The organism is Rodentibacter myodis, from assembly GCF_001999305.1.
Taxonomy (GTDB): domain Bacteria; phylum Pseudomonadota; class Gammaproteobacteria; order Enterobacterales; family Pasteurellaceae; genus Rodentibacter; species Rodentibacter myodis.
This window is the reverse complement of record NZ_MLHQ01000011.1, coordinates 104,948-128,661: the sequence shown is the minus strand read 5'-3', so window position 1 is coordinate 128,661 and position 23,714 is coordinate 104,948. Positions and strand designations below refer to the sequence as shown.

Annotated in this window: 22 protein-coding genes and 2 tRNA genes; 16 read left to right on the top strand and 8 right to left on the bottom strand. The window is 40.8% G+C overall.

Translation table 11 applies throughout. The features are described 5' to 3' along the window. Positions 1 to 12 precede the first annotated feature (12 nt). The 10 genes from recJ to yciH all read left to right on the top strand — a co-directional run bounded on the left by recJ (position 13) and on the right by yciH (position 8,578). Entirely contained in the window at positions 13 to 1,740 is a 1,728-nt protein-coding gene (recJ, locus tag BKL49_RS05595) for a single-stranded-DNA-specific exonuclease RecJ (RefSeq protein WP_077423626.1), read from the top strand. Then, entirely contained in the window at positions 1,733 to 2,437 is a 705-nt protein-coding gene (locus BKL49_RS05590) for a thiol:disulfide interchange protein DsbA/DsbL (protein ID WP_077423625.1), read from the top strand. The genes recJ and BKL49_RS05590 overlap by 8 nt, the downstream gene beginning before the upstream one ends. Next, a complete protein-coding gene (locus BKL49_RS12160) occupies positions 2,434 to 3,123 on the top strand; it encodes a 5'-methylthioadenosine/adenosylhomocysteine nucleosidase (protein ID WP_143530818.1) in 690 nt (229 codons plus the stop codon). Before BKL49_RS05590 ends, BKL49_RS12160 begins: the two co-directional genes overlap by 4 nt. A 24-nt stretch (positions 3,124 to 3,147) precedes the next feature. Further along, a complete protein-coding gene (gene cmk / locus BKL49_RS12155) occupies positions 3,148 to 3,819 on the top strand; it encodes a (d)CMP kinase (RefSeq protein ID WP_143530817.1) in 672 nt (223 codons plus the stop codon). A 98-nt stretch (positions 3,820 to 3,917) separates the two neighbouring features. Continuing rightward, entirely contained in the window at positions 3,918 to 5,567 is a 1,650-nt protein-coding gene (rpsA, locus tag BKL49_RS05580) for a 30S ribosomal protein S1 (protein WP_077423624.1), read from the top strand. A gap of 133 nt (positions 5,568 to 5,700) precedes the next feature. Next, complete coding sequence (locus BKL49_RS05575; protein WP_077423623.1) at positions 5,701 to 5,985, top strand: integration host factor subunit beta; 285 nt, start codon at positions 5,701 to 5,703, stop codon at positions 5,983 to 5,985. A 64-nt stretch (positions 5,986 to 6,049) separates the two neighbouring features. Further along, the gene (locus tag BKL49_RS05570) at positions 6,050 to 6,349 is read left to right on the top strand and encodes a LapA family protein (RefSeq protein WP_077423622.1); all 300 of its coding nucleotides are present in this window, start codon (positions 6,050 to 6,052) and stop codon (positions 6,347 to 6,349) included. Further along, a complete protein-coding gene (gene lapB, locus BKL49_RS05565) occupies positions 6,349 to 7,539 on the top strand; it encodes a lipopolysaccharide assembly protein LapB (protein ID WP_077423621.1) in 1,191 nt (396 codons plus the stop codon). Before BKL49_RS05570 ends, lapB begins: the two co-directional genes overlap by 1 nt. A gap of 19 nt (positions 7,540 to 7,558) precedes the next feature. Further along, positions 7,559 to 8,254: an orotidine-5'-phosphate decarboxylase gene (gene pyrF, locus BKL49_RS05560; RefSeq protein ID WP_077423620.1), complete on the top strand. Its 696-nt coding sequence runs from the start codon at positions 7,559 to 7,561 to the stop codon at positions 8,252 to 8,254. Positions 8,255 to 8,257: 3 nt separating this feature from the next. After that, the gene (gene yciH / locus BKL49_RS05555; protein ID WP_077423619.1) at positions 8,258 to 8,578 is read left to right on the top strand and encodes a stress response translation initiation inhibitor YciH; all 321 of its coding nucleotides are present in this window, start codon (positions 8,258 to 8,260) and stop codon (positions 8,576 to 8,578) included. A 44-nt stretch (positions 8,579 to 8,622) separates the two neighbouring features. On the opposite strand, the gene BKL49_RS05550 is transcribed toward yciH, so the two are convergent. Further along, positions 8,623 to 8,964, bottom strand: coding sequence for a SirB2 family protein (locus BKL49_RS05550; protein WP_077423618.1), 342 nt, complete (start codon positions 8,962 to 8,964; stop codon positions 8,623 to 8,625). Between the two features lie 78 nt (positions 8,965 to 9,042). After that, on the bottom strand, positions 9,043 to 10,713 hold the full coding sequence (gene ettA / locus BKL49_RS05545; RefSeq protein ID WP_077423617.1) for an energy-dependent translational throttle protein EttA: 1,671 nt from the start codon (positions 10,711 to 10,713) through the stop codon (positions 9,043 to 9,045). A gap of 354 nt (positions 10,714 to 11,067) precedes the next feature. On the opposite strand from ettA, the gene zevA reads away from it, so the two are divergent. Beyond that, on the top strand, positions 11,068 to 11,691 hold the full coding sequence (gene zevA / locus BKL49_RS05540; protein WP_167367118.1) for a zinc transporter binding subunit ZevA: 624 nt from the start codon (positions 11,068 to 11,070) through the stop codon (positions 11,689 to 11,691). A gap of 3 nt (positions 11,692 to 11,694) precedes the next feature. Beyond that, on the top strand, positions 11,695 to 12,666 hold the full coding sequence (gene zevB, locus BKL49_RS05535; protein WP_077423727.1) for a zinc transporter permease subunit ZevB: 972 nt from the start codon (positions 11,695 to 11,697) through the stop codon (positions 12,664 to 12,666). Positions 12,667 to 12,769: 103 nt separating this feature from the next. Here the strand turns inward: zevB and BKL49_RS05530 are convergent. Beyond that, positions 12,770 to 12,845, bottom strand: a tRNA-Asn gene (locus BKL49_RS05530). Between the two features lie 411 nt (positions 12,846 to 13,256). Here BKL49_RS05530 and uvrB point away from each other — a divergent pair. Continuing rightward, positions 13,257 to 15,293, top strand: a complete 2,037-nt coding sequence (gene uvrB / locus BKL49_RS05525) for an excinuclease ABC subunit UvrB (RefSeq protein ID WP_077423616.1) — start codon at positions 13,257 to 13,259, stop codon at positions 15,291 to 15,293. A 92-nt stretch (positions 15,294 to 15,385) separates the two neighbouring features. Here uvrB and BKL49_RS05520 read toward each other — a convergent pair whose 3' ends face one another. The 5 genes from BKL49_RS05520 to BKL49_RS05500 all read right to left on the bottom strand — a co-directional run bounded on the left by BKL49_RS05520 (position 15,386) and on the right by BKL49_RS05500 (position 18,759). Next, a complete protein-coding gene (locus BKL49_RS05520; RefSeq protein ID WP_077423615.1) occupies positions 15,386 to 16,243 on the bottom strand; it encodes a cysteine ABC transporter substrate-binding protein in 858 nt (285 codons plus the stop codon). Next, positions 16,227 to 16,991: an amino acid ABC transporter ATP-binding protein gene (locus BKL49_RS05515; protein WP_077423614.1), complete on the bottom strand. Its 765-nt coding sequence runs from the start codon at positions 16,989 to 16,991 to the stop codon at positions 16,227 to 16,229. The genes BKL49_RS05520 and BKL49_RS05515 overlap by 17 nt, the downstream gene beginning before the upstream one ends. Positions 16,992 to 17,000: 9 nt before the next feature. Next, positions 17,001 to 17,669, bottom strand: a complete 669-nt coding sequence (locus BKL49_RS05510) for an amino acid ABC transporter permease (RefSeq protein ID WP_077423613.1) — start codon at positions 17,667 to 17,669, stop codon at positions 17,001 to 17,003. Beyond that, the gene (locus tag BKL49_RS05505) at positions 17,659 to 18,318 is read right to left on the bottom strand and encodes an amino acid ABC transporter permease (protein WP_077423612.1); all 660 of its coding nucleotides are present in this window, start codon (positions 18,316 to 18,318) and stop codon (positions 17,659 to 17,661) included. Before BKL49_RS05505 ends, BKL49_RS05510 begins: the two co-directional genes overlap by 11 nt. A 364-nt stretch (positions 18,319 to 18,682) precedes the next feature. Beyond that, positions 18,683 to 18,759: transfer RNA gene (locus BKL49_RS05500), tRNA-Val, on the bottom strand. A 223-nt stretch (positions 18,760 to 18,982) separates the two neighbouring features. On the opposite strand from BKL49_RS05500, the gene pyk reads away from it, so the two are divergent. The 3 genes from pyk (at position 18,983) to pntB (ending at position 23,694) form a co-directional block, all read left to right on the top strand. Next, positions 18,983 to 20,416 (top strand): pyruvate kinase, encoded by a 1,434-nt coding sequence (gene pyk / locus BKL49_RS05495; protein ID WP_077423611.1) that lies wholly within the window; start codon positions 18,983 to 18,985, stop codon positions 20,414 to 20,416. Positions 20,417 to 20,717: 301 nt separating this feature from the next. Continuing rightward, the gene (gene pntA, locus BKL49_RS05490; protein ID WP_077423610.1) at positions 20,718 to 22,259 is read left to right on the top strand and encodes a Re/Si-specific NAD(P)(+) transhydrogenase subunit alpha; all 1,542 of its coding nucleotides are present in this window, start codon (positions 20,718 to 20,720) and stop codon (positions 22,257 to 22,259) included. A gap of 10 nt (positions 22,260 to 22,269) precedes the next feature. Beyond that, complete coding sequence (gene pntB / locus BKL49_RS05485) at positions 22,270 to 23,694, top strand: Re/Si-specific NAD(P)(+) transhydrogenase subunit beta (RefSeq protein ID WP_077423609.1); 1,425 nt, start codon at positions 22,270 to 22,272, stop codon at positions 23,692 to 23,694. Positions 23,695 to 23,714 lie beyond the last annotated feature (20 nt).

The window sequence follows — 23,714 nt, the reverse complement described above, 5'->3', positions numbered from 1 at the left end:
TTTTTAATTGTTGTGAACAAACTTATCAAACGTCGTGAAATTCCACGCGGAAATTCGGTTTCGGAAAATCCATTGTTGGATCGTCTTTATCGCGCACGCCATATCAAAAATCCCCAAGAATTAGACCGCACTTTGAAATCAATGCTTAATCCAAATCGGTTATATGGCATTGAGCAAGCAGTTGCATTATTGGTATCGGCTTATCAACAGCAAAAAAAAATTGTGATTGTGGGGGATTTTGATGCGGATGGCGCAACCAGTACGGCATTAAGCGTGCTTGCGCTTCGCCAATTAGGATTTAGCGATGTTGATTATTTGGTGCCGAATCGGTTTGAACAGGGCTATGGATTAAGTATCTCTGTGGCGGAAATGGCATTGGAAAAAGGCGTACAATTGTTAATGACGGTGGATAATGGCGTTTCGTCTTTTGAGGGCGTGCAATTTTTAAAAGCACAGGGCGTACAGGTTTTGGTGACCGATCACCATTTGCCGCCTGAAATATTGCCGCCGGCTGATGCGATCGTGAATCCGAATTTAAGCCAATGTGGTTTTCCGTCAAAATCATTGGCAGGTGTGGGGGTTGCATTTTATCTTATGCTCGCCGTGCGGGCTAAATTTCGGGAATTAGGGATTTTTAGTGCCGAAACTCAACCGAATTTCACCGAATTACTCGATCTCGTTGCACTCGGTACGATTGCCGATGTTGTGCCACTTGATCAAAATAATCGAATTTTGGCACATCAGGGTTTAATGCGTATCCGTGCAAAACATTGCCGTCCGGGGATTATCGCTTTGGCGGAAGTGGCGAATCGTAATGTAGAACAATTTTCAGCCGGTGATTTGGGATTTTCTATCGGGCCAAGACTCAATGCTGCAGGGCGGTTGGACAATATGTCCCTTGGCGTTGAATTATTGCTTGCGGAGAATATGCAAACGGCACGTGAGCTGGCGTTGGATCTCGATCAGCTTAACCAAACCCGCAAAGAAATTGAGGCGGGAATGAAACTGGAAGCCTTAGAAATTTGCCGAAATTTGACCGCACTTTTTAATGAATTACCCACCGGTATTGTGCTTTATCAGGCGGATTGGCATCAGGGCGTGTTGGGCATTGTGTCTTCCCGCATTAAAGATCAATTTCATCGACCGGTGATTGCTTTTGCACAGGATGGTGAGGGCGTTTTAAAGGGATCGGCACGTTCCATTGAAGGATTGCACATACGGGATTTATTGGAGAGAATCCATTCTCAACATCCTGATATGATCTTAAAATTTGGCGGCCACGCAATGGCGGCAGGATTGAGTATTCGTGAGGAATGTTTTGAGCAGTTTCAACGAATTTTTAATCAAACGGTGGCAGATTGGCTGGATGAAGAACGTTTACAGGGCGTGATTTGGACAGACGGCGAATTAAAATCAAATGAACTCACCCTTGAAACCGCCGAACAACTTAAAGCAGGCGGCCCTTGGGGACAAGCCTTTCCCGAGCCTTCTTTTGACGGTGAATTTAAAATTTTGGATCAGCGTGCAGTTGGGGCGAATCAGAATCACCTCAAAATGTTGGTTGAACCAAAACAAGGTGGGCCGCTTTTAGATGCGATTGCTTTTAATGTGGATACCCGATTGTATCCGGACAAGTCCATCAAATGGGCGCGTTTGGCGTATAAATTGGATATCAATGAATTTCGTGGCAATCGTAATATACAGTTATTAGTTGATTATATTGAGCCTATTGATGCGTAAAATAATGGTGTGGCGGTGGAGAGGGTTGTTGCTTTTGGTAATGGCACAATTTGCCCTTGCCGAAGGGAATGTGCAAGATTTATCTGAACAAAATCAACCGCACTTACCGTCTTCAAACCGTCTAACCTTTGAAGACGGGCGGGATTATTTTTCTTATCAAGATCCCATTGAACAGCCCCGGCGGGCGGATAGAAAAATTCGTATTCAATTCTTTTTTGATTATGATTGTCGGGTGTGTTCGTCCGCACAGGATATTTTGGAACTTTATGAGCAAATTCGTCCAAATAAAATTGCGCTGGAACAGTATCCTGTGGCGACAGAGGAAAACCAATTTAGTGCGAAAATATTTTACACTTTGAAAGCACTTAAAGCGGATGAACTCTCGGATGCTTTATTATTTGAAACCGCAGAAAAATCCCGTTATACGGAGCTAAATTCGCCCGCCAAAATCCTAAAATGGGCGGAGGAACAGGGCTTTGATAAACGTGAATTTAGCCAAATGGAAAATTCGGATTCCGTGCAGGAACAAGTGTTAGACGCCATTGAATTAACCGAAGAATATGGTGTGTTTACTTATCCTTATGTGGTCATCGGTGGAAAATATGTGCTGACGGCCAGTACGCTTTATAATGATGATTATACGGTGGCGGTGTTGGATTATTTAGTGAATAAATTGGAAAAGGAACGTAAAAAATGAAAATCGGTATTGTCGGTGCGATGGCTCAAGAGGTTGAGATTTTAACCGGATTAATGGCGGATAGAAAAGAAACCTGTGTAGCAAGTGCGGTCATTTTTGAAGGTAAAATTAATGGCAAAGAGGTGGCATTATTACAATCGGGCATTGGCAAAGTCGCGGCGGCTATTGGCACAACAGCCTTATTACAACTCACACAACCTGATGTAGTGATTAACACCGGTTCGGCAGGTGGCGTGGCAAAAGGCTTGCGCGTAGGGGATATTGTTATTTCCGATGAAACCTGTTATCACGATGCGGATGTGACGGTGTTTGGTTATGAAAAAGGGCAACTTCCCGCCAATCCGCCAGCATTTTTATCTGATAATAAATTGGCAGATTTGGCGGAAGAAATCGCAAAAAATCAAGGACAATCGGTGAAACGTGGTTTAATTTGTTCCGGTGATAGCTTTATCAATAGCGAAGAAAAAATTGCAGAGATAAAAGCAAATTTTCCCAATGTCATGGCGGTGGAAATGGAAGCGACTGCTATCGCACAGGTGTGTCACGCTTTTAATGTGCCGTTTGTTGTGGTGCGTGCCATTTCTGATGGGGGAGATGACGAAGCAAGTATGTCTTTTGAGGAATTTTTACCCCTTGCGGCCAAACAATCCTCGGCATTAGTGTTGGCGATGTTGGATAGATTATAATCGGTGTTTTATCAGGAGTTATGAATGGGAATGATCATTACCGTTGATGGCCCGAGTGGAGCGGGCAAAGGCACATTATGTTATGCCTTGGCAGAAAAATTGGGCTATGCATTGTTAGACAGTGGGGCAATTTATCGTGTTACGGCATTGGCGGCTTTAAAAAGTTCGGTCGATTTAACCGATGAATCTGCGTTGGCGAGCTTGGCACGTGATTTGGAGATTCAATTTATTCCCGAAGAGGGAGAAGTGAAAATTGTATTGAATGATGAAGATGTCAGCCATTTAATTCGTACGCAAGAAGTGGCGGATGCTGCATCAAAAGTCGCCGTTTTCCCAAAAGTTCGCGCCGCATTGTTACAACTTCAGCAAGATTTTGCGAAAAATGACGGTTTGATTGCTGATGGTCGTGATATGGGAACGGTGGTATTTCCAACTGCCCAAGTGAAATTATTTTTAGATGCCGGCGCGGAAGAACGTGCAAAAAGACGCTATAAACAGTTGCAAAACAAAGGAATTAATGGTAACTTTGCGCAGATTTTAGCCGAGATAAAGGAACGTGATTTTCGTGATAGAAATCGCGAAGTCGCGCCGCTAAAACCGGCTGAAGATGCGTTGTTATTAGACAGCACAACATTGAGTATTGATGAAGTGGTTGCTCAAGCCTTGGCTTATATTCAACAGCGTATAAACGGTTAATTTTCCGGTTTGTTCAAGGACGAATAAACATTTATTATCAACCCCACATATTATGGACAAAATGTGGATGTTATTAACTTTTATAGAAGATTATTTATATGTCAGAATCTTTTGCTCAACTTTTTGAAGAATCATTAAAAGGCCTTGAAACCCGTCAAGGTTCAATCGTTAACGGTACTGTAGTCGCTATCCAAAAAGGTTTCGTACTTGTTGATGCAGGCTTAAAATCCGAATCTGCAATTCCGGTTGCGGAATTTTTAAATGCACAAGGCGAACTTGAAATTCAAGTTGGCGATACTGTAAACGTAGCATTAGATGCAGTTGAAGATGGTTTTGGCGAAACCAAACTTTCCCGTGAGAAAGCGGTTCGTCACGAATCTTGGATTGAATTAGAAAAAGCTTACGAAGACAAAGCGACTGTTATCGGTTTAATCAACGGCAAAGTGAAAGGCGGTTTCACAGTTGAGTTAAACGGTGTTCGTGCATTCTTACCTGGTTCTTTAGTAGATACCCGTCCGGCTCGTGATGCGGATCATTTATTAGGTAAAGAATTAGAATTCAAAGTTATTAAATTAGATCAAAAACGTAACAACGTAGTTGTTTCCCGCCGTGCAGTGATCGAATCTGAAAACAGCCAAGAACGTGAACAAGTGTTAGAAAACCTTGTTGAAGGTTCAGAAGTTAAAGGTATCGTTAAAAACTTAACCGACTACGGTGCATTCGTAGATTTAGGCGGTGTTGACGGTTTATTACACATCACCGATATGGCTTGGAAACGTGTTAAACATCCAAGCGAAATCGTGAATGTTGGCGATGAAGTTACCGTTAAAGTATTAAAATTCGATAAAGATCGTACCCGTGTATCTTTAGGATTAAAACAATTAGGTCAAGACCCTTGGGTTGCTATCGCTGAAAATCACCCTGTAAATAGCAAATTAATCGGTAAAGTAACTAACTTAACCGACTACGGCTGTTTCGTAGAGATTTTAGATGGTGTTGAAGGTTTGGTTCACGTTTCTGAAATGGATTGGACGAACAAAAATATCCACCCATCTAAAGTGGTTAGCTTAGGCGATACCGTTGAAGTAATGGTATTAGAAATTGATGAGGAACGTCGTCGTATTTCTTTAGGTTTAAAACAATGCAAACCTAACCCGTGGACTCAATTTGCAGAAACCCACAATAAAGGCGATAAAGTAACCGGTAAAATTAAATCTATCACTGATTTCGGTATCTTCATTGGTCTTGAAGGCGGTATTGACGGTTTAGTTCACTTATCTGATATTTCTTGGAATGTATCAGGTGAAGAAGCAGTTCGTAACTATAAAAAAGGTGACGAAGTTTCTGCAGTGGTATTAGCGGTAGATGCAGTGAAAGAACGTATTTCTTTAGGTATTAAACAACTTGAAGAAGATCCATTTAACAACTTTATCTCTATCAACAAAAAAGGTGCAGTCGTTTCTGCAACTGTTGTTGAAGTAGATGCAAAAGGTGCAAAAGTTGAATTAGTAGGCGGAGCTGAAGGTTACATTCGTACAGCCGACTTAACAAACGAAGTTGCAGCAGGCGATGTGGTTGAAGCAAAATATACCGGTGTAGATCGTAAAGCCCGTATCGTTCACTTATCTGTAAAAGCGAAAGATCAAGCTGAAGAAGCGGCAGCAGTAGCAAGTGTGAATAACAAACAAGAAGAAGTTGCTATTCCAAATGCAATGGCTGAAGCCTTCAAAGCAGCTAAAGGTGAATAATTAATCTATTCAGTAAGGCTGGGAAATCCCAGCCTTATTTTTTAAGATTTATGAATAATTTATTGTGTAAAGATAGATTATTCATAAATCTTGTTGTCCAAAATAGATATGTTAGTAACAAAAGGAGAATATGATGACTAAATCAGAGCTGATTGAAAATTTATCCGCTAAACATCCCCTTTTATCGGCAAAAGAGGTTGAGGCGATTGTAAAAGATATTTTGGAACTTATCGCCCAATCCCTAGAAAATACGAATCGTGCAGAGATCCGTGGCTTTGGTAGTTTTTCTCTACATTATCGGCAACCCCGCTTAGGTCGAAATCCAAAAACCGGCGATGCCGTCAAATTAGACGCAAAATGCGTTCCACATTTTAAAGCCGGTAAGTCGCTGAAAGAGCGTGTAGATATATTCGCTTAACCATAGGTGTTGTATTTTTAGAGTTGATAAACGACTTCAGTGTAAGATTTTTTAAGGGTTATTTATGATTAAATATATTTTAGGATTTATTATTGTTTTGGCTATCGTACTTGTTGCCATTACTGTGGGGGCAAATAATGATCAAATTATTACCTTCAATTACATTGTTGCGGAAAGTCAGTTCCAACTTTCAACATTGGTTGCCATTTTATTTGGCTTAGGATTAATTTTAGGTTGGTTTATTACCGGTTTTTTCTACTTAAAATTGAAATTCAAAAATATGTCTCTTAATCGTCAAATTAAACGTCAAACTCTTCAAATTAATGAACTAACGACAACGCGTGATAAAGCTAAGGCTGAATAATGCTTGAATTACTCTTTCTGCTTTTGCCTATTGCTGCTGCTTATGGTTGGTATATGGGGCAGCGTAGTGCAAAAAAAGATCAGGAAGATATTAGTAATAAACTCTCCCGTGACTATGTCACGGGCGTTAATTTTTTGCTTTCTAATCAAACCGATAAAGCCGTTGATTTGTTCTTGGATATGTTGCAAAAACAAGAAGCGGAAAATGAAATAGAAAGTCACTCACAATTTGAAGCTGAATTAACTTTAGGTAATCTATTCCGTTCTCGTGGTGAAGTTGATCGCGCGTTACGCATTCATCAAGCCCTTGATCGAAGTCCTCATTATTCTTTTGAACAAAAGCTCCTCGCCAAACAACAACTCGCCCGTGATTTTATGACGGTGGGTTTTTTTGATCGCGCCGAAAATCTTTATATTCTGTTGGTGGATGAACCTGAATTTGCGCAAAATGCATTACAGCAACTTTTAGTCATTTATCAAAAAACCAAAGAATGGAAAAAAGCTGTTAACGTTGCCGAGAAATTAGCAAAAATTTGTCCGCAGGAAAATAATATCAAATTGGCGCAGTGTTATTGCGAGTATGCGCAAAGTCTAGATGATGAAAGTGCGGTTGAAAAACGACAAATTTTACAAAAAGCACTTCAAGTGTCAAAAACCTGTGTAAGAGCATCAATATTATTGGCAGAGTTAGATCTTCAAGAAAAAGCCTATCCGCAAGCCATTACAACACTGGAAAATGTGCTTCAGCAAAATGCCGATTATATTGGTGAAGTCTTGCCGTTATTAAAAAACTGTTATCACTCATTAGATCAAATCGAGAACTTTGAATTATTTTTGATTCGTGCCGGTCAGCAGATAAAAAATGATGATGTGGATTTGGCATTGGCGAAATTGATTGAAGAAAAAGATGGTAAATCCGCAGCGCAGGCTAAACTTTATCAGCAGCTGACCAAAAAGCCCAGTATGCTTATTTTTCATCGTTTTATTCAATATCAAATTAATGACGCGGAAGAGGGTAGAGGAAAGGAAAGCCTTATTTTATTGCATAAAATGGTTGGGGAACGAATAAAGCAGAGTGCGGCTTATCGATGCACAAATTGTGGCTATCAAATCCACAAATTATTGTGGAATTGTCCTTCCTGTCGTCATTGGGAAACGATCAAACCATTATCCGCACAAGAATATAATTAACATAATAGAGAGGTGAATTATGACCGGTAAAGTGATTGTTGCACTGGATTATGAAACAGAAGCCGAGGCATTGGCTTTAGTTGATCAAATTGATCCGAGCTTATGTCGTTTAAAAGTTGGGAAGGAAATGTTCACAACTTTGGGAACAGATTTTGTTAAACAACTTCATCAGCGTGATTTTGACGTATTCCTTGATTTAAAATTTCACGATATTCCAAACACGGTAGCAAGAGCGGTGCGTTCAGCGGCAGATTTAGGTGTCTGGATGGTGGATGTACACGCTAGTGGCGGCTTAAAAATGATGGAAGAAGCGAAAAAAATTTTGGAGCCTTATGGCAAAGATGCACCGCTTTTAATTGCTGTGACGGTTTTAACCAGTATGGAAGATTTGGATCTACTTCAAATCGGCATTAACGCTTCGCCAATGGAGCAGGTATTACGTCTTGCTCATTTAACGCAGCGTGCAGGCTTAGACGGTGTAGTGTGTTCTCCGCAAGAAGTTGAAATTTTACGTAACAGTTGTGGTGCGGATTTTAAATTAATCACACCGGGAATTCGTCCGATTGGAGCAGATTTTGGCGATCAACGCCGTGTAATGACGCCATCGGCTGCAATTCGTTCCGGTTCGGATTATTTAGTGATTGGTCGCCCAATTACGCAGGCTGCAAATCCGGCAGAAGTCCTTCGTGCAATTAACGCCTCAATTTCTCAATAAATTATGTCTGATTCTGTTCTCGTGTATTCCACTGAGCGTGGACGTATTAAAGAAGAAAAATCACAGGTTCAACGCCCGAAGGGTGATGGTATTGTACGTATCCAAAAGCAAACAAGTGGTCGAAAAGGCGCGGGCATATCAATTATTACGGGGTTGGATCTTCCCGATGAGGAACTAAAAAAATTGGCAGCTGAACTGAAAAAACGTTGTGGCTGTGGTGGTTCGGTAAAAGATGGGAAGATTGAAATTCAAGGTGAAAAGCGTGATTTATTAAAACAACTTTTAGAGCAAAAAGGTTTTAAGGTGAAGTTAGCCGGTGGCTAGTGAAGAAAAGAAAATACCGAGTTTGATACTCGGTATTTTGTTTTTTAACGAAAATAAGCTAAAAGCATTGCACCGATAAAACTGAGTAAAGCGAGAATCAAAAAGTGCGGTCGATTTTGAGCTTGTTTTCGACTGAAAAATTTTGTGGAGAAAAAGACATACAGCACCAATAAAATAAATTTTTCTACAAGCCAAAGAGGCACGTCAAAATCCCAAAGATACAGTAAGTAAAGACCGCTTACTAATAGTAGGGTATCGCTTAAATGCGGTAGGATTTTTAAGATTTTTATATTTCGCCAGTTTTTTCCCAAACATAGCATTATTCCTCGAATAAATAATAAGCCCAAGCTCAGAAAAGCAAAAAGAACGTGTAGTTTAATCAACATTTTTACTCCGATAAATTATGGTGGTTTATCATATTCATAAATAAAAAACTTGGTGGGATGTCCCACCAAGCAATAAGATTATTTCGCAATACGTTTATATTTTATACGATGTGGCTGTGTTGCCGCATCACCAAGGGTTTTCTTTTTCCATTCTTCATAGTCCGAGAAATTGCCTTCGTAGAATGTGACTTTGCCTTCATCACCGTAATCTAAAATATGGGTGGCAATACGGTCTAAGAACCAACGGTCGTGCGAGATCACCATTGCACAGCCCGGAAATTCTAAGATTGCATTCTCTAAGGCGCGCAAGGTTTCAACATCAAGATCATTGGTTGGTTCGTCTAATAAGAGGACATTACCGCCGCGCTGAAGAAGTTTGGCTAAATGCAAACGACCCCGTTCGCCGCCGGATAATTCGCCAACACGTTTTTGTTGATCGACACCTTTAAAGTTGAAGCGTCCAACGTAAGCACGGCTTGGGATTTCAAAATTGCCGATATTGAGAATATCTTGTCCGTTTGATACTTCTTCCCATACGGTTTTTTTATCATCCATCGCATCACGGAATTGATCCACCGAAGCCAACACAACGGTTTCTCCCATTGTGATAGAGCCTGTATCCGGTTGCTCTTGTCCTGAAAGCATACGGAATAAAGTTGATTTACCCGCACCATTTGCCCCGATAATGCCAACAATTGCACCTTTTGGAATACTAAAAGATAAATCATCAATTAAAGTGCGATCGCCATAAGATTTGGTAAGATTTTGCACTTCAATGACTTTATCGCCCAAACGTGGGCCGGGTGGAATAAAGAGTTCATTGGTTTCGTTACGTTTTTGATATTCGCCTGAATTTAGTTCCTCAAAACGTGCCATACGGGCTTTGCTTTTCGCTTGGCGACCTTTCGGATTTTGACGCACCCATTCCAACTCTTTTGCAATGGATTTTTGACGGGCATTTTCAGCCGCCTGTTCTTGTTCCAAACGTTTTTCTTTTTGTTCTAACCAAGAGGAATAGTTGCCCTCCCAAGGGATACCTTCACCACGGTCAAGTTCTAAGATCCAACCTGCTACATTGTCTAAGAAGTAGCGGTCGTGGGTAATTGCCACCACCGTGCCTTCATAATCGTGTAAGAAACGTTCTAACCAAGCGACAGATTCCGCATCTAAGTGGTTAGTCGGCTCATCTAACAGCAACATATCCGGTTTTTCGAGCAATAAGCGACAAAGTGCTACACGGCGGCGTTCCCCACCAGATAAATGCTCGATTTTAGCGTCCCAATCCGGTAAGCGTAGCGCATCGGCTGCACGTTCTAATTGATTATCGAGGTTATGTCCATCCTGTGCTTGGATAATGGCTTCAAGCTCGGCTTGTTCTGCCGCCAGTTTATCAAAATCCGCATCGGGATCGGCATAAAGTGCATAGACTTCATCTAAGCGGGTTAATGCACCTTTTACTTCAGAAACCGCTTCTTCTACCGCTTCACGTACGGTTTGTTGCGGCGCTAATTTAGGTTCTTGCGGAAGGTAGCCGATTTTAATACCGGGTTGTGGGCGCGCTTCGCCTTCAAATTCTTTGTCCACGCCCGCCATAATACGTAAAAGCGTGGATTTACCCGCCCCGTTTAAGCCTAAAACGCCGATTTTGGCACCCGGAAAAAAGCTGAGGGAAATATCTTTCAGAATATGACGCTTCGGTGGTACAACTTTACCAACCCGATGCATCGTATAAACAAATTGAGATGACATAATCGTCCTTCTTATGAGTTAAAAAAAGTGCGGTCATTTTACTTGAAGTTTTAGGATTTACCTAACACTCCACAAATTTTAGATGAAAAAAAACCACCCGAATCGGGTGGTAGGAAAGTAGTTTAGCTATATTTATGATTATTTATTTAGGAACTTTATGAATATCAAGCAATCACTTGATGTGCGGAATGATACATAAAATTTCTTGCTAAACAAAATTCAATTTCATCATTTATTGATATAAATCAAACAATTTTCTCAATTTATTTCTTTTTTGATTACCAAATAAGCATTTGATATGATGTTTTCAACATTATAATGGAACGGAGAAAACATTTATTGGGGATTTTATAAGTGGAAAAATTATTTTTATTGGTTGGTATGTTTTCGGCTTCTATCGCATTGGCTCACCCGCATGCCTTTATTGAGATGCAAAGTGCCCTCTTGATTGAAGAAGATAAATTAGTGGGATTTTCAATGAAATGGACATTAGATGAAGCTAGTTCTGCCGCAGTTTTATACGATATGCAACAAGCCGAAAGTAAAATTGCACAACAAAAATTGATTGATGATGTGATGAATAATATTGTGAACGAGCATTATTTCACTCATTTGTTTGATAAAAATAATCGCAAAATCAGATATAAAAAACAGGTGCAAAATTATGGCGTAAATATTAAAGGAATGTACTTGCAGTATTATTTTGATTTTTTACTCGTTCATCCTCAACCGTTACGAAATAATGCTTTTACGATGATGACTTATGATCGCACTTATTATGTTTCTATGGTTTATCCTGAAGGTAAAAGTGCTGTTAATTTTTCTGGTCTTCCTCTATATTGCAAAGGGGAAGTGCTTGCGCCGAATGTAAATAAAAAAATGCAATCTTATGCTGCTTCTTTAGACAAAACGCAAAAATATGAAAATGATACGCTTGGTGTGATTTTTGCCCAAAAAGTGAATATTCAATGTGAGTAAATGATGAAATCTACTTTTCCTTTAAAACGATTGTTTAGTGTGTTGGCTCTATTTAGCGCAATGTTTTGGTTTTTGCCTTGGGTTTTTGTACAATCCGTGACTTGGCAGCAGGCATTTAATCAACTTATTTCTGAAAGCCTTCATCGTATTCAGCAGCATTCTGCTTCAGCCGGTATCGCATTAATTGGTGTAAGTTTTCTTTATGGTTTTTTACATGCACTGGGACCAGGACACGGTAAGTTTATTATTGCTAGTTATTTATCGACTCACGAAAGTGAATTGAAAAACAGTGTAAAGCTCAGTTTACTTTCATCTTTAATTCAAGGAATTGTTGCGATAACTGCAACGTCTATTATTGTAGTGATCCTGAATCTTTCCTCGCGCTATTTTAAGTTAAGTCAACTGTGGCTGGAACGCAGTGCTTTAATCTTATTAATGGGATTAGGTATTTATTGGATGATACAGGCAATAAAAAAGCCTAAAGCAGCATTTCAGATAAAGTCCGTTCAACGTGCTGATTCTATGAAGCAAAGTGCGGTCAGAATTAACCGCACTTTTAAAATGGATTGTGGTTGCGAGCATCAACATTTACCTAATATGGTGCAATTAAAACAAGCAAACACATGGAAAAACCAGTTTCTAGTGATTATGAGTATTGGGTTGCGCCCTTGCACAGGGGCTATTTTTGTCCTTTTTCTGGCTTATATGCTCGATCTTTTTATATGGGGCATTTTCGCCACCCTTTCGATGTCAATTGGCACGGGGCTAATGCTTTCCTTGTTTGCCATACTTGTGCGTTATGCAAAACAAATCGCTATTCGATTAGGGCATTGGTATGGTGCAAAAGCATTGAATAAATATAGTGGAAGAGTTATTAAACTGATTGCTGGTTGTATTGTGATCTTTTTTGCTGCCAGTTTACTGTACAGTACAATCCTTGATGTAGAGGGTGGCGCTGTATTGTTTGGAAAATAGTTGAAAAAAATAAAGCCCATTAATATGACGGGCTTAAAATCTTTTGGGTTCTAATTTAGGATTCGTCAAAGGAGACAAACGAAAACTAAGCCAAAAGAAAAATTGGCTCCTCCTGCTGGACTTGAACCAGCGACATATGGATTAACAGTCCACCGTTCTACCGACTGAACTAAGGAGGAATAAATTCTGTGTCACGAAGAATTGGTGGCGGATTTTAATGTTCCAAAAAGCGATTGTCAATGCTTGAAAATAAAAATTTTTAATATTTACCTCAGGTTTTTTCCTCATTTTTTTCTATCCACAAAGACTGTGGATAACTTTGTGGATTAAATAAGATTAAGATCGCAGAATACCCATAAATACTAGGGGTTTGCGAATCTGATCAAAAATTGACTGCAAAATAACATTTCTTTATTTTTCAATAAGTTAGATAAAGTCCAGTAAAAAGTTTAAAAATTTTTTTCAAATTTGTATGGTTTTCCGCTTGACATTGCTAACACTGTGTAAAACTTGCATTTTCTCCTTAATTAGGCGTGAGAATATGCTAGAATGCCGCCCACAAAAATTCATCAAATTTTAACCGCACTTTTATGGCAGAAAAAATTAACAGCAAACCTTTTATTCTTCATTCCGACTTTAAACCTTCAGGCGATCAGCCACAAGCAATTGAAAAATTGGCAGAAAATTTAGATGACGGCCTTGCCCATCAAACCTTGCTTGGGGTAACCGGTTCGGGGAAAACCTTCACCATTGCCAACGTAATTGCAAAACTTAATCGACCGGCAATGTTGCTTGCACCCAATAAAACCCTCGCCGCTCAACTTTATGCGGAAATGAAGGCGTTTTTTCCTGAAAATGCGGTGGAATATTTCGTGTCTTACTATGATTATTACCAGCCGGAAGCCTATGTGCCGAGCAGTGACACTTTTATTGAAAAAGATGCGTCTATCAACGATCAAATTGAACAAATGCGCCTTTCTGCCACCAAATCATTTTTGGAACGCCGGGATACCATTGTGGTGGCTTCCGTTTCGGCGATTTATGGTTTGGGCGATCCCGATAGTTATTTAAAAATGATGTTGCATTTGCAACAGGGTGCGATTATCGATCAACGTCAAATTTTGGCAAAATTGGCAGAGTTGCAATATACACGTAACGATCAAGCCTTTCAGCGTGGTACATTTCGAGTGCGTGGCGAAGTGATTGATATTTTTCCGGCTGAATCGGACGATATTGCCGTGCGTATTGAGCTATTTGATGAAGAAATTGAACGTTTGAGTTTATTTGATCCCCTTACTGGACAGGGCTTAGGCACTGTACCGCGTTATACAGTGTATCCGAAAACCCACTATGTTACCCCGCGTGAACGCATTTTAGATGCCATTGAAAAAATTAAAGCAGAATTAGTGCAACGGCGTGAATACTTCATCAAAGAAAACAAATTGCTGGAAGAGCAACGCATTAGCCAACGCACAATGTTTGATATTGAAATGATGAACGAGCTTGGCTATTGTTCGGGCATTGAGAATTACTCACGCTATCTCTCCGGTCGAAATGAAGGCGAACCACCGCCGACTTTGTTTGATTATATGCCCTCTGATGCCATTCTCATTATTGATGAATCGCACGTTACGGTGCCACAAATTGGCGGAATGTATCGCGGCGACCGTTCACGCAAAGAAACCTTGGTGGAATATGGTTTTCGCTTACCTTCTGCATTGGATAACCGCCCATTGCGTTTTGAAGAATTTGAACACCTTGCCCCACAGACGATTTATGTTTCTGCGACCCCCGGCCCTTATGAATTAGAAAAATCCGGTGATGAAATTATCGATCAGGTTGTGCGTCCAACAGGCTTGATTGATCCGGAAATTGAAATTCGCCCTGTGGCGATTCAAGTGGATGATTTGCTTTCTGAAGCACGCCAAAGAGCCGATAACAATGAACGGGTTTTGGTGACCACATTGACGAAAAAAATGGCGGAAGATCTGACGGATTATTTGGATGAACACGGTATTCGTGTGCGTTATTTACATTCGGATATTGATACTGTGGAGCGTGTCGAAATCATTCGTGATTTGCGTTTAGGTGAATTTGATGTACTGGTGGGGATCAACTTATTGCGGGAAGGATTGGATATTCCGGAAGTGTCATTGGTCGCAATTCTTGATGCCGATAAAGAAGGTTTTTTACGTTCGGAACGCTCGCTTATTCAAACGATCGGTCGTGCGGCACGCAACTTGAAAGGAAAAGCGATTTTGTATGCAGATAGCATTACAAAATCAATGGAAAAAGCCATTACCGAAACCAATCGCCGCCGTGAAAAACAAATGAAATACAACGAAGAACACGGCATTGTTCCACAAGCCCTCAACAAAAAAGTGGGGGAATTGCTTGATATTGGACAAGGTGCAACAAACAAAGGAAAAGGTAAAACACGCGGCAAAACCATCGCCGAACCGACCGCACTTTACAATGCGCCGAAAAATGCAAAAGAATATCAGCAACAAGTCAAAAAATTGGAACAGCAAATGTACAAATTTGCACAAGATTTGGAATTTGAAAAAGCCGCTGCAATTCGTGATCAACTCCACCAGCTACGGGAACAGTTTGTGATGAGTGAGTAGGGGAATTGGATTAGAATTGATATTTTTTAGTGTATTTTATAGATATTTATCACGCAAAAGGGCAAGTAAACTTGCCCTTATTTGGTATGAAATTATTTATAGTCCACCAAAATATCACCTTCAGTTACGCTATCACCATAAACCGGTAATAAGGTTTTTTCATAGGCTTTTTTGAGTACGCCTTCTTTTGAGAGTTTTTCAATTTCAGTGTTGAGCCAATTTAATAAATCCGCTGCATCTTTACGAACGGCAGGGGCAATGACATCTTGATCGCCGAAACTTTTCACGCCCACAGTATAACCCGGATTTTGTTTTACCCAAGCAAATAAGAAAGTGTTGTCATTTGATAGCGCATCGCCTCTGCCGTCTCGTAAGGCTTCAAAAGTTTCCGTATTTTGTTCAAATTTTAATAATTTGATATTCGGATAATTTTTTGTGAAGAAAATATCCGCCGTGGTGCCTTTATCAACAATGAGTGTTTTGTCTTTTAATTGGTCAAGATCGGTAATTACCGCACTATTTTTTGAAACCACTCCAAGGGCAACTTTCATATAAGGATTGGCAAAATCAACCACTTCTTTTCGTGCAGCCGTTACGGTGAAATTGGCGAGGATAATATCCACTTTTTTGGAAAGTAAATATTCCGCACGATTGGCGGCATCTACCAGCACAAATTCCGCTTTATTTTCATCACCTAAGAGATCTTTAGTGATGGCTTTGCCGATTTCCACATCAAAACCTTGGCTTTTGCCTTGAGCATCTACATAGCCGAAAGGCGGTTTGTCGCTGAATACGCCAATACGAATTTTGCCGGCTTGTTTCAATTGCTCAATGGTTGAGGGAGTTTGTGAAGTCTCTTTGCTTGACGTATTGTCGTTGCAGGCGGTAATCCCTAGGGCTAAGGTTGCAGTAGCAAAAAGTGCGGTTAAATTTTTAAATGTTTTCTTCATAGTTTGTTCCTCTCGGTTCATAGTTTAAGATGTTTAAAAATGTTTTTGCCCGATCTGTGGAAGGGTTGGTGAAAAAATCTTCCGGTTTGGCTTGCTCGATAATTTGACCTTTATCCATAAAAACAATGCGATTTGCCACTTGGCGGGCGAAGCCCATTTCATGGGTTACGATCAACATCGTCATTCCTTCTTTGGCAAGCCCTAAAATCACATCCAGTACCTCGCGTACCATTTCGGGATCAAGCGCGGCGGTGACTTCGTCAAACAACATAATCTCAGGATTCATACAAAGCGCACGTACAATAGCTATTCGCTGTTTCTGCCCACCGGAAAGTTCACGCGGGTAGGCGTTTTTCCGCTCAAATAATCCCACACGTTTTAATAATTCATCTGCTTGTTTTTCGGCTTCCGCCCGATCACGTTTTTGAACCTTTAAAGGCCCAAGCAAAATATTGTCGATTACCGATAAATGAGCGAATAATTCATAGCTTTGGAATACCATTCCAATTCGTTGACGTGCATTGATCCAACTTATCTCTTTGCCAAGCTCACCGGCATTTTGGAGCAATAATTGACCGCTCTTTATGGGCTCTAAGCCGTTTAATGTACGAAGTAATGTGCTTTTGCCGCAGCCGGACGGGCCTAAAATCACCACCACTTCACCTTTTTCTATGGAAAGATTAATGCTTTTTAATGTTTCAACCTCGCCATAGTTTTTTATAAGATTTTTTATTTCTAGTAATGCCATACATATTCCTTAGCTTTCCCAACGGGTTTCTAAATAACGGGAAAATAATGAGAGCGGATAACAGATTACAAAGTAGAGAAAGAAAATGACCCCGTATATCCAAAGTGCCGCCGATTGATTGCTAAAAAGTGAATGTTCAATAATTTGTTGACCCACTTTAATCACTTCTATTACACCGATTAACATCGCCAAGGAGCTGGTTTTCACCATTCGGGTGAAAAGGTTGATAGCACTTGGGGTGACTCGCTTTAGACTTTGTGGGAGCAAAATATAAATAAAAGTTTGAAAGGGCGTTAATCCTAAGGCATAAGCAGATTCAACCTGATGTTTTTCAATGGAGGTTAACGCGCCGCGCACAAGATCACCCATTTCTGCGGTTCCCCAAAAAATAAAGACCCAAATGCAGACGGTGATGGCGTCTAAATGTATGCCAAACCATTTTGCTAATCCAAAGTAGGTGATAAACAGTAGAACGAGCAAAGGGATAATGCGGATAAATTCTAAATAAAGTTGGCAAATAGTTTTAATTGCAACATTTTTGCTTGTCATTACCATACCTAGAATGACACCGAAAAGACAGGCAAAAAAGACGGATACAAAGGCAATTTCCGCAGTAACCCAAAGACCGTTTAAGAGTCTGGCAAAATTATTGCCTTGGAATAGTAATTCAAACCCCATATTTTGCGCTCCGTGTACGCTGTTCTACATAACGAATAAACAGTGAAATAGGTAGTAAAATGACCAAATAAAACACCACTAATAAAAATAAGGCTTCGTTGGTTTTATAATCCATTCCGATAATTTCCTTTGCCATAAACATCAGTTCTGCTACCGCAACGGCACTAATAACAGAGGTTTCTTTCATTAAAAACAGACAGTTCGCCCCAATCGCCGGTATGGAAATCGCCAATGCCTGTGGAAAAATGACATAACGAAAGGCTTGAAATGGCGTTAAACCGATACTAAGTGCAGATTCAATTTGCCCTTTGGAAACCGCTTCTAAGCCGCTACGAATTGCTTCTGCCATATAGCTTCCACCCAAAAAAGCTAAAGCAATAACGCCGCACGTAAAACCGTCTAATTTGATGCCGACTTTTGAAAGCCCGAAATAAAGGAAAAAAACTTGGATTAATAATGGTGTATTGCGTGAAAGTTCAATATAACTTTTTACTAACCAATTCAATGGCTTAACATTATAAGTATTGATAACGGCACAGATCGTACCAATCGTAAACGAGAATAAAATTCCCCAAAACGAGAGGGCAAGCGTTATTAATGTTGCATCAACAAAACGCGGTAATACGCTGATAATGTAATCCCAGTTCATTTGCTCTTTCTTCACGTAATCGTTTTCGTTGCCATATAGTAGAAAAGAATTTTCGCCTCGGGAAAGAATTGAAATGAATTAGTTAGAATGAAATGGAATAAATGAATACTTGATATTGTGTCATTATTGAACTCAATATTGGCGGATATCACGATGAAAGAGGATGTATCTATAAAATTAAGTGATAGAAATATCAAAGGACGGTTTTAAGATAACCAACCGGAGTATATATATAGCACAGTAAAGAATAGAATAGCTAAAAGTGCGGTCAATTTTGCGAAAAAATTGCATAATTGAAAGTTTTGTAAACACTGGATAAAACAAAGCCCCGCGTTAAGTTGCGTAGGGCTATGAAAGGGATATATGGTGCGACTAGCTGGACTCGAACCAGTGACCCCCACCATGTCAAGGTGGTGCTCTAACCAACTGAGCTATAGTCGCGTAAAGCGGTATGGATAATAAATGTTTTTTTGAATGAAGACAAGCAATTTTATTTGTAGATTGTGATGAATGATAAAAAAATAATCAAAGCAAGGTCGGGGAGGGGAGAACTCTTTTTGATTTTGGCTCTTTTTCAGCGTATAATGCGCGCCGATTCATTTCACCCGAAATACCTTCGGATGAGCAGGTTTGTTTTCAATATTAATATTAACGGAGCAGAATAATGTCTAGACTAAGAAGAACAAAGATTGTATGTACGATGGGGCCGGCAACGGATCGCGATAACAATCTTGAAAAAATTATTGCAGCAGGTGCAAACGTTGTTCGTATGAACTTCTCTCACGGTACGCCTGAAGATCATATTGAACGTGCCGAACGTGTTCGTTCTATTGCAAAAAAATTAGGTAAAACCGTGGCGATTTTGGGTGATTTACAAGGACCTAAAATTCGTGTTTCAACTTTTAAAGACGGCAAAATTTTCTTAAACGTAGGCGATAAATTTATTCTTGATGCCGAATTGCCAAAAGGTGAAGGCAATCAAGAAGCAGTAGGTTTAGACTATAAAACCCTTCCTCAAGATGTTGTTCCTGGCGACATTCTTCTATTGGACGATGGTCGTGTTCAATTAAAAGTGTTATCAACCGAAGGGGCTAAAGTGTTCACTGAGGTTACCGTTGGTGGTCCTTTATCAAATAACAAAGGTATCAATAAATTAGGTGGTGGTTTATCGGCTGATGCGTTAACCGAAAAAGACAAAGCGGATATTATCACTGCGGCACGTATCGGTGTTGATTTCTTGGCGGTGTCTTTCCCTCGTTCAAGTGCAGACTTGAACTATGCACGTGAATTGGCACAACAAGCCGGTTTAAATGCGAAAATTGTGGCAAAAGTTGAACGTGCAGAAACGGTGGTTGATGACGCTTCAATGGACGACATTATTTTAGCATCGGATGTGATTATGGTCGCACGTGGTGACTTAGGCGTTGAAATCGGTGATCCTGAATTGGTTGGCGTGCAGAAAAAACTCATTCGCCGTTCCCGTCAATTAAATCGTGCGGTTATCACGGCAACGCAAATGATGGAATCAATGATCAGCAATCCAATGCCAACCCGTGCGGAAGTAATGGACGTTGCAAATGCGGTATTAGATGGTACAGATGCAGTAATGCTTTCGGCTGAAACCGCAGCAGGTCAATATCCGGCAGAAACCGTGGCGGCAATGGCTCGCGTGTGTTTAGGGGCGGAAAAAATGCCTAGCGTGAATGTTTCCCGCCACCGTATGGATAGAGAGTTTGAAGATATTGAAGAAGCTGTAGCAATGTCGGCTATGTATTCTGCAAACCATATGAAAGGCGTAGCGGCTATTATTGCATTAACCCACAGTGGTCGTACCGCGTTATTAATGTCCCGAATTAGTTCAGGCTTACCAATCTTTGCTTTATCCCGTAACCAAGAAACCTTAAATCTTTGTTCTTTATACCGTGGTGTAACTCCGGTATTTAGCGATGTAGAATCTCGCAGTGCAAGCGGTGCGCAAGCGGCAATCGCAATGCTAAAAGAAAAAGGTTACTTAAATTCAGGTGATTTAGTGTTATTGACACAAGGTGATGAGTCAATTAAACACACTAATGTATGCCGTACTTTAATTGTTGAGTAATCGTTTTATTTAAGTAAAAGAGCGGTGGATTTTTCCACCGTTTTTTTATTACTGCTTTAGTGATTTAATAATGAAGTGATTATTTTAATTTAAGTAATAATTACCTTGTTTATCCGTTTTATTTCCTTCCTTTCCTTTTTGTGATGCCTATCACAATATCTTGTCAAATCAGTAAAAAAAGCTAACAAATTTAATGGGAACAATGATACATTTACACCTGTTTGACTTTTGTCATTTACAGGGAGAATGAGTATTCATTCGACACAATCATTAACCCAATCATCAATCAGAGGGAAACAGTATGTTAATTGGTGTACCAAGAGAACTGCTTGATAATGAAAGCCGTGTGGCGGCAACGCCAAAAACGGTGCAGCAGATCCTGAAATTGGGCTTTGACGTCATCGTGGAACACGATGCCGGTTTTAAAGCAAGTTTTGAGGATCAAGCATTTTTAGATGCCGGTGCGAAAATTGGCACGGCGGCTGAAATTTGGCAATCAGACATCATTTTTAAAGTGAATCCGCCTACGGATGAAGAGATCGCACAAATGAAAGAGGGGTCAACCCTTGTGAGCTTCATTTGGCGTGCGCAAAATCCGGAATTAATGCAAAAACTTACAGCGAAGAAAATTAATGTTCTTGCGATGGATGCTGTGCCACGTATTTCTCGTGCGCAAGCCTTGGATGCATTAAGTTCAATGGCGAACATTTCCGGCTATCGTGCGGTGATTGAAGCAGCACACGAATTTGGCAGTTTCTTCACCGGTCAAATTACGGCTGCAGGTAAAGTGCCACCGGCAAAAGTATTGATTATCGGTGCCGGTGTCGCCGGTCTTGCTGCGATTGGTGCAGCAAATAGCCTTGGTGCGATTGTGCGAGCCTTTGACTCCCGTCCGGAGGTGAAAGAACAAGTCCAAAGTATGGGCGCAAGCTTCTTAGAAATTGATTTCAAAGAAGAAGGGGGCAGCGGTGACGGCTATGCCAAAGTAATGTCGGAAGAATTTAACCGCCGCGCAATGGCACTTTATGCAGAACAAGCAAAAGAAGTCGATATTATTATCACCACGGCTGCGATTCCGGGTAAACCTGCGCCACGTTTAATCACCAAAGAAATGGTTGATTCAATGAAACCGGGTTCGGTGATTGTAGATTTAGCCGCTGCAACAGGTGGTAACTGCGAATATACCCAAGCAGGTAAAGTGGTGACGACTGAAAATCAAGTGAAAGTGATTGGTTATACGGATTTCCCAAGTCGTCTGCCAACACAATCTTCCCAACTTTACGGCACAAACTTAGTCAATTTATTAAAACTCTTGTGCAAAGAGAAAGACGGCAATATCAATATTGATTTTGATGATGTGGTGTTACGTGGTGTAACCGTTGTGCGTGATGGGGAAGAAATTCCACCGGCACAAATTCAAGTATCGGCACAGCCAAAACAAGAGGCTAAGGCGGCAGCACCAATCGCAGAGAAAAAAGAAGCCAAACCTGTCGATCCTAAAGTGAAATATGGCGTAATGGCAGGGGTTGGCGTGCTTTTCCTGTGGCTTGCCTCCGTTGCACCGGCTGCATTTTTATCTCACTTTACCGTCTTTGTCTTGGCTTGTGTGGTGGGATATTACGTGGTTTGGAACGTCAGCCACGCATTACACACACCATTAATGGCGGTAACCAATGCGATTTCCGGCATCATCATTGTGGGCGCGTTATTACAAATTCGCCAACCGACCGGTAATCTCTTTATTGATTTACTCGCCTTTGTTGCTATTTTGGTGGCGAGTATCAATATTTTCGGTGGTTTCCGTGTCACGCAACGTATGTTAGCAATGTTTAGAAAAGGTTAAGGAGAGCGCAATGTCTGAAGGTTTAGTACAGGCTGCCTATATTTTAGCGGCATTACTTTTCATTATGAGCTTAGCGGGGCTTTCTAAACACGAAACCGCCAAAGCAGGTTGTTGGTTTGGTATTGTCGGAATGGCAATTGCCTTAGTGGCAACCATTTTCGGACCACATTCCGAAGGAACATTTTGGATTATCATTGCGATGATCATCGGTGGTGTGATCGGCGTTCAACGCGCATTAAAAGTTGAAATGACCGAAATGCCGGAGCTTGTGGCGATTTTACACAGCTTTGTTGGTTTAGCCGCCGTGTTGGTTGGCTTTAACAGCTACGGTTTACATCACGAAGCAGTGGTGCCTGAGAATTTAGATACCGCAGCACAAGCGGCATTTGTTGCCGAACAAGCCGTATTGAGCAATATCCACAATGTGGAAGTATTTCTTGGTATCTTTATCGGTGCGGTAACTTTCACCGGTTCTGTGGTGGCATTTGGTAAGTTAAGCGGCAAAATTAATTCTAAAGCCCTAATGTTGCCACATCGCCATAAATTAAATTTAGCGGCTATCGTGGTTTCTGCTTTGTTGATGATCGCCTTCTTGAAAAATCCGGATAGTATTTTCCCGGTGTTATTAATGACGGCTATTGCGTTGGCATTCGGTTGGCATTTGGTGGCTTCCATTGGTGGTGCGGATATGCCGGTGGTGGTTTCAATGCTTAATTCCTATTCCGGTTGGGCTGCGGCGGCGGCAGGCTTTATGTTGAATAATGACTTGCTTATCGTTACCGGTGCGCTGGTGGGATCTTCCGGTGCAATTCTTTCTTACATTATGTGTAAAGCGATGAACCGTTCGTTTATCAGCGTGATTGCTGGTGGTTTTGGTAACGATGTTCAGGTTTCTTCCGAAGAAGAACAAGGCGAACACCGTGAAACCACGGCAGAAGAAGTGGCAGAATTATTGAAAAATGCCGGTTCTGTTATTATCACGCCGGGATACGGTATGGCGGTGGCGCAAGCGCAATATCCGGTTGCAGATATTACGGCAAAATTGCGTGAACGCGGTGTAAATGTGCGTTTTGGTATTCACCCTGTTGCCGGCCGTTTACCGGGTCATATGAATGTACTTTTAGCCGAAGCCAAAGTGCCTTATGACGTGGTGCTTGAAATGGATGAAATCAATGATGATTTTGCAGATACCGATGTGGTTTTGGTGATCGGTGCAAACGACACCGTGAATCCGGCGGCAATGGAAGATCCAAATAGCCCAATTGCCGGAATGCCGGTATTGGAAGTGTGGAAAGCGCAAAATGTGATCGTGTTCAAACGTTCAATGGCAGTGGGCTATGCCGGCGTGCAAAATCCATTATTCTTCAAAGAGAATACCCAAATGCTCTTTGGTGATGCGAAAGATCGTGTTGAAGATATTTTAAAAGCACTTTAAAAACGCTGTAAAAAACAACC

Coding starts and splice junctions, on each gene's coding strand:
- pntA (WP_077423610.1), top strand. CDS start 20,718: ATGTTAATTGGTGTACCAAGAGAACTGCTTGATAATGAAAGCCGTGTG.
- BKL49_RS05550 (WP_077423618.1), bottom strand. CDS start 8,964: ATGTTGATTAAACTACACGTTCTTTTTGCTTTTCTGAGCTTGGGCTTA.
- cmk (WP_143530817.1), top strand. CDS start 3,148: ATGGGAATGATCATTACCGTTGATGGCCCGAGTGGAGCGGGCAAAGGC.
- BKL49_RS12160 (WP_143530818.1), top strand. CDS start 2,434: ATGAAAATCGGTATTGTCGGTGCGATGGCTCAAGAGGTTGAGATTTTA.
- uvrB (WP_077423616.1), top strand. CDS start 13,257: ATGGCAGAAAAAATTAACAGCAAACCTTTTATTCTTCATTCCGACTTT.
- BKL49_RS05510 (WP_077423613.1), bottom strand. CDS start 17,669: ATGGGGTTTGAATTACTATTCCAAGGCAATAATTTTGCCAGACTCTTA.
- ettA (WP_077423617.1), bottom strand. CDS start 10,713: ATGTCATCTCAATTTGTTTATACGATGCATCGGGTTGGTAAAGTTGTA.
- rpsA (WP_077423624.1), top strand. CDS start 3,918: ATGTCAGAATCTTTTGCTCAACTTTTTGAAGAATCATTAAAAGGCCTT.
- pyk (WP_077423611.1), top strand. CDS start 18,983: ATGTCTAGACTAAGAAGAACAAAGATTGTATGTACGATGGGGCCGGCA.
- zevB (WP_077423727.1), top strand. CDS start 11,695: ATGAAATCTACTTTTCCTTTAAAACGATTGTTTAGTGTGTTGGCTCTA.
- BKL49_RS05520 (WP_077423615.1), bottom strand. CDS start 16,243: ATGAAGAAAACATTTAAAAATTTAACCGCACTTTTTGCTACTGCAACC.
- yciH (WP_077423619.1), top strand. CDS start 8,258: ATGTCTGATTCTGTTCTCGTGTATTCCACTGAGCGTGGACGTATTAAA.
- pyrF (WP_077423620.1), top strand. CDS start 7,559: ATGACCGGTAAAGTGATTGTTGCACTGGATTATGAAACAGAAGCCGAG.
- pntB (WP_077423609.1), top strand. CDS start 22,270: ATGTCTGAAGGTTTAGTACAGGCTGCCTATATTTTAGCGGCATTACTT.
- BKL49_RS05590 (WP_077423625.1), top strand. CDS start 1,733: ATGCGTAAAATAATGGTGTGGCGGTGGAGAGGGTTGTTGCTTTTGGTA.
- BKL49_RS05570 (WP_077423622.1), top strand. CDS start 6,050: ATGATTAAATATATTTTAGGATTTATTATTGTTTTGGCTATCGTACTT.
- BKL49_RS05515 (WP_077423614.1), bottom strand. CDS start 16,991: ATGGCATTACTAGAAATAAAAAATCTTATAAAAAACTATGGCGAGGTT.
- BKL49_RS05505 (WP_077423612.1), bottom strand. CDS start 18,318: ATGAACTGGGATTACATTATCAGCGTATTACCGCGTTTTGTTGATGCA.
- BKL49_RS05575 (WP_077423623.1), top strand. CDS start 5,701: ATGACTAAATCAGAGCTGATTGAAAATTTATCCGCTAAACATCCCCTT.
- lapB (WP_077423621.1), top strand. CDS start 6,349: ATGCTTGAATTACTCTTTCTGCTTTTGCCTATTGCTGCTGCTTATGGT.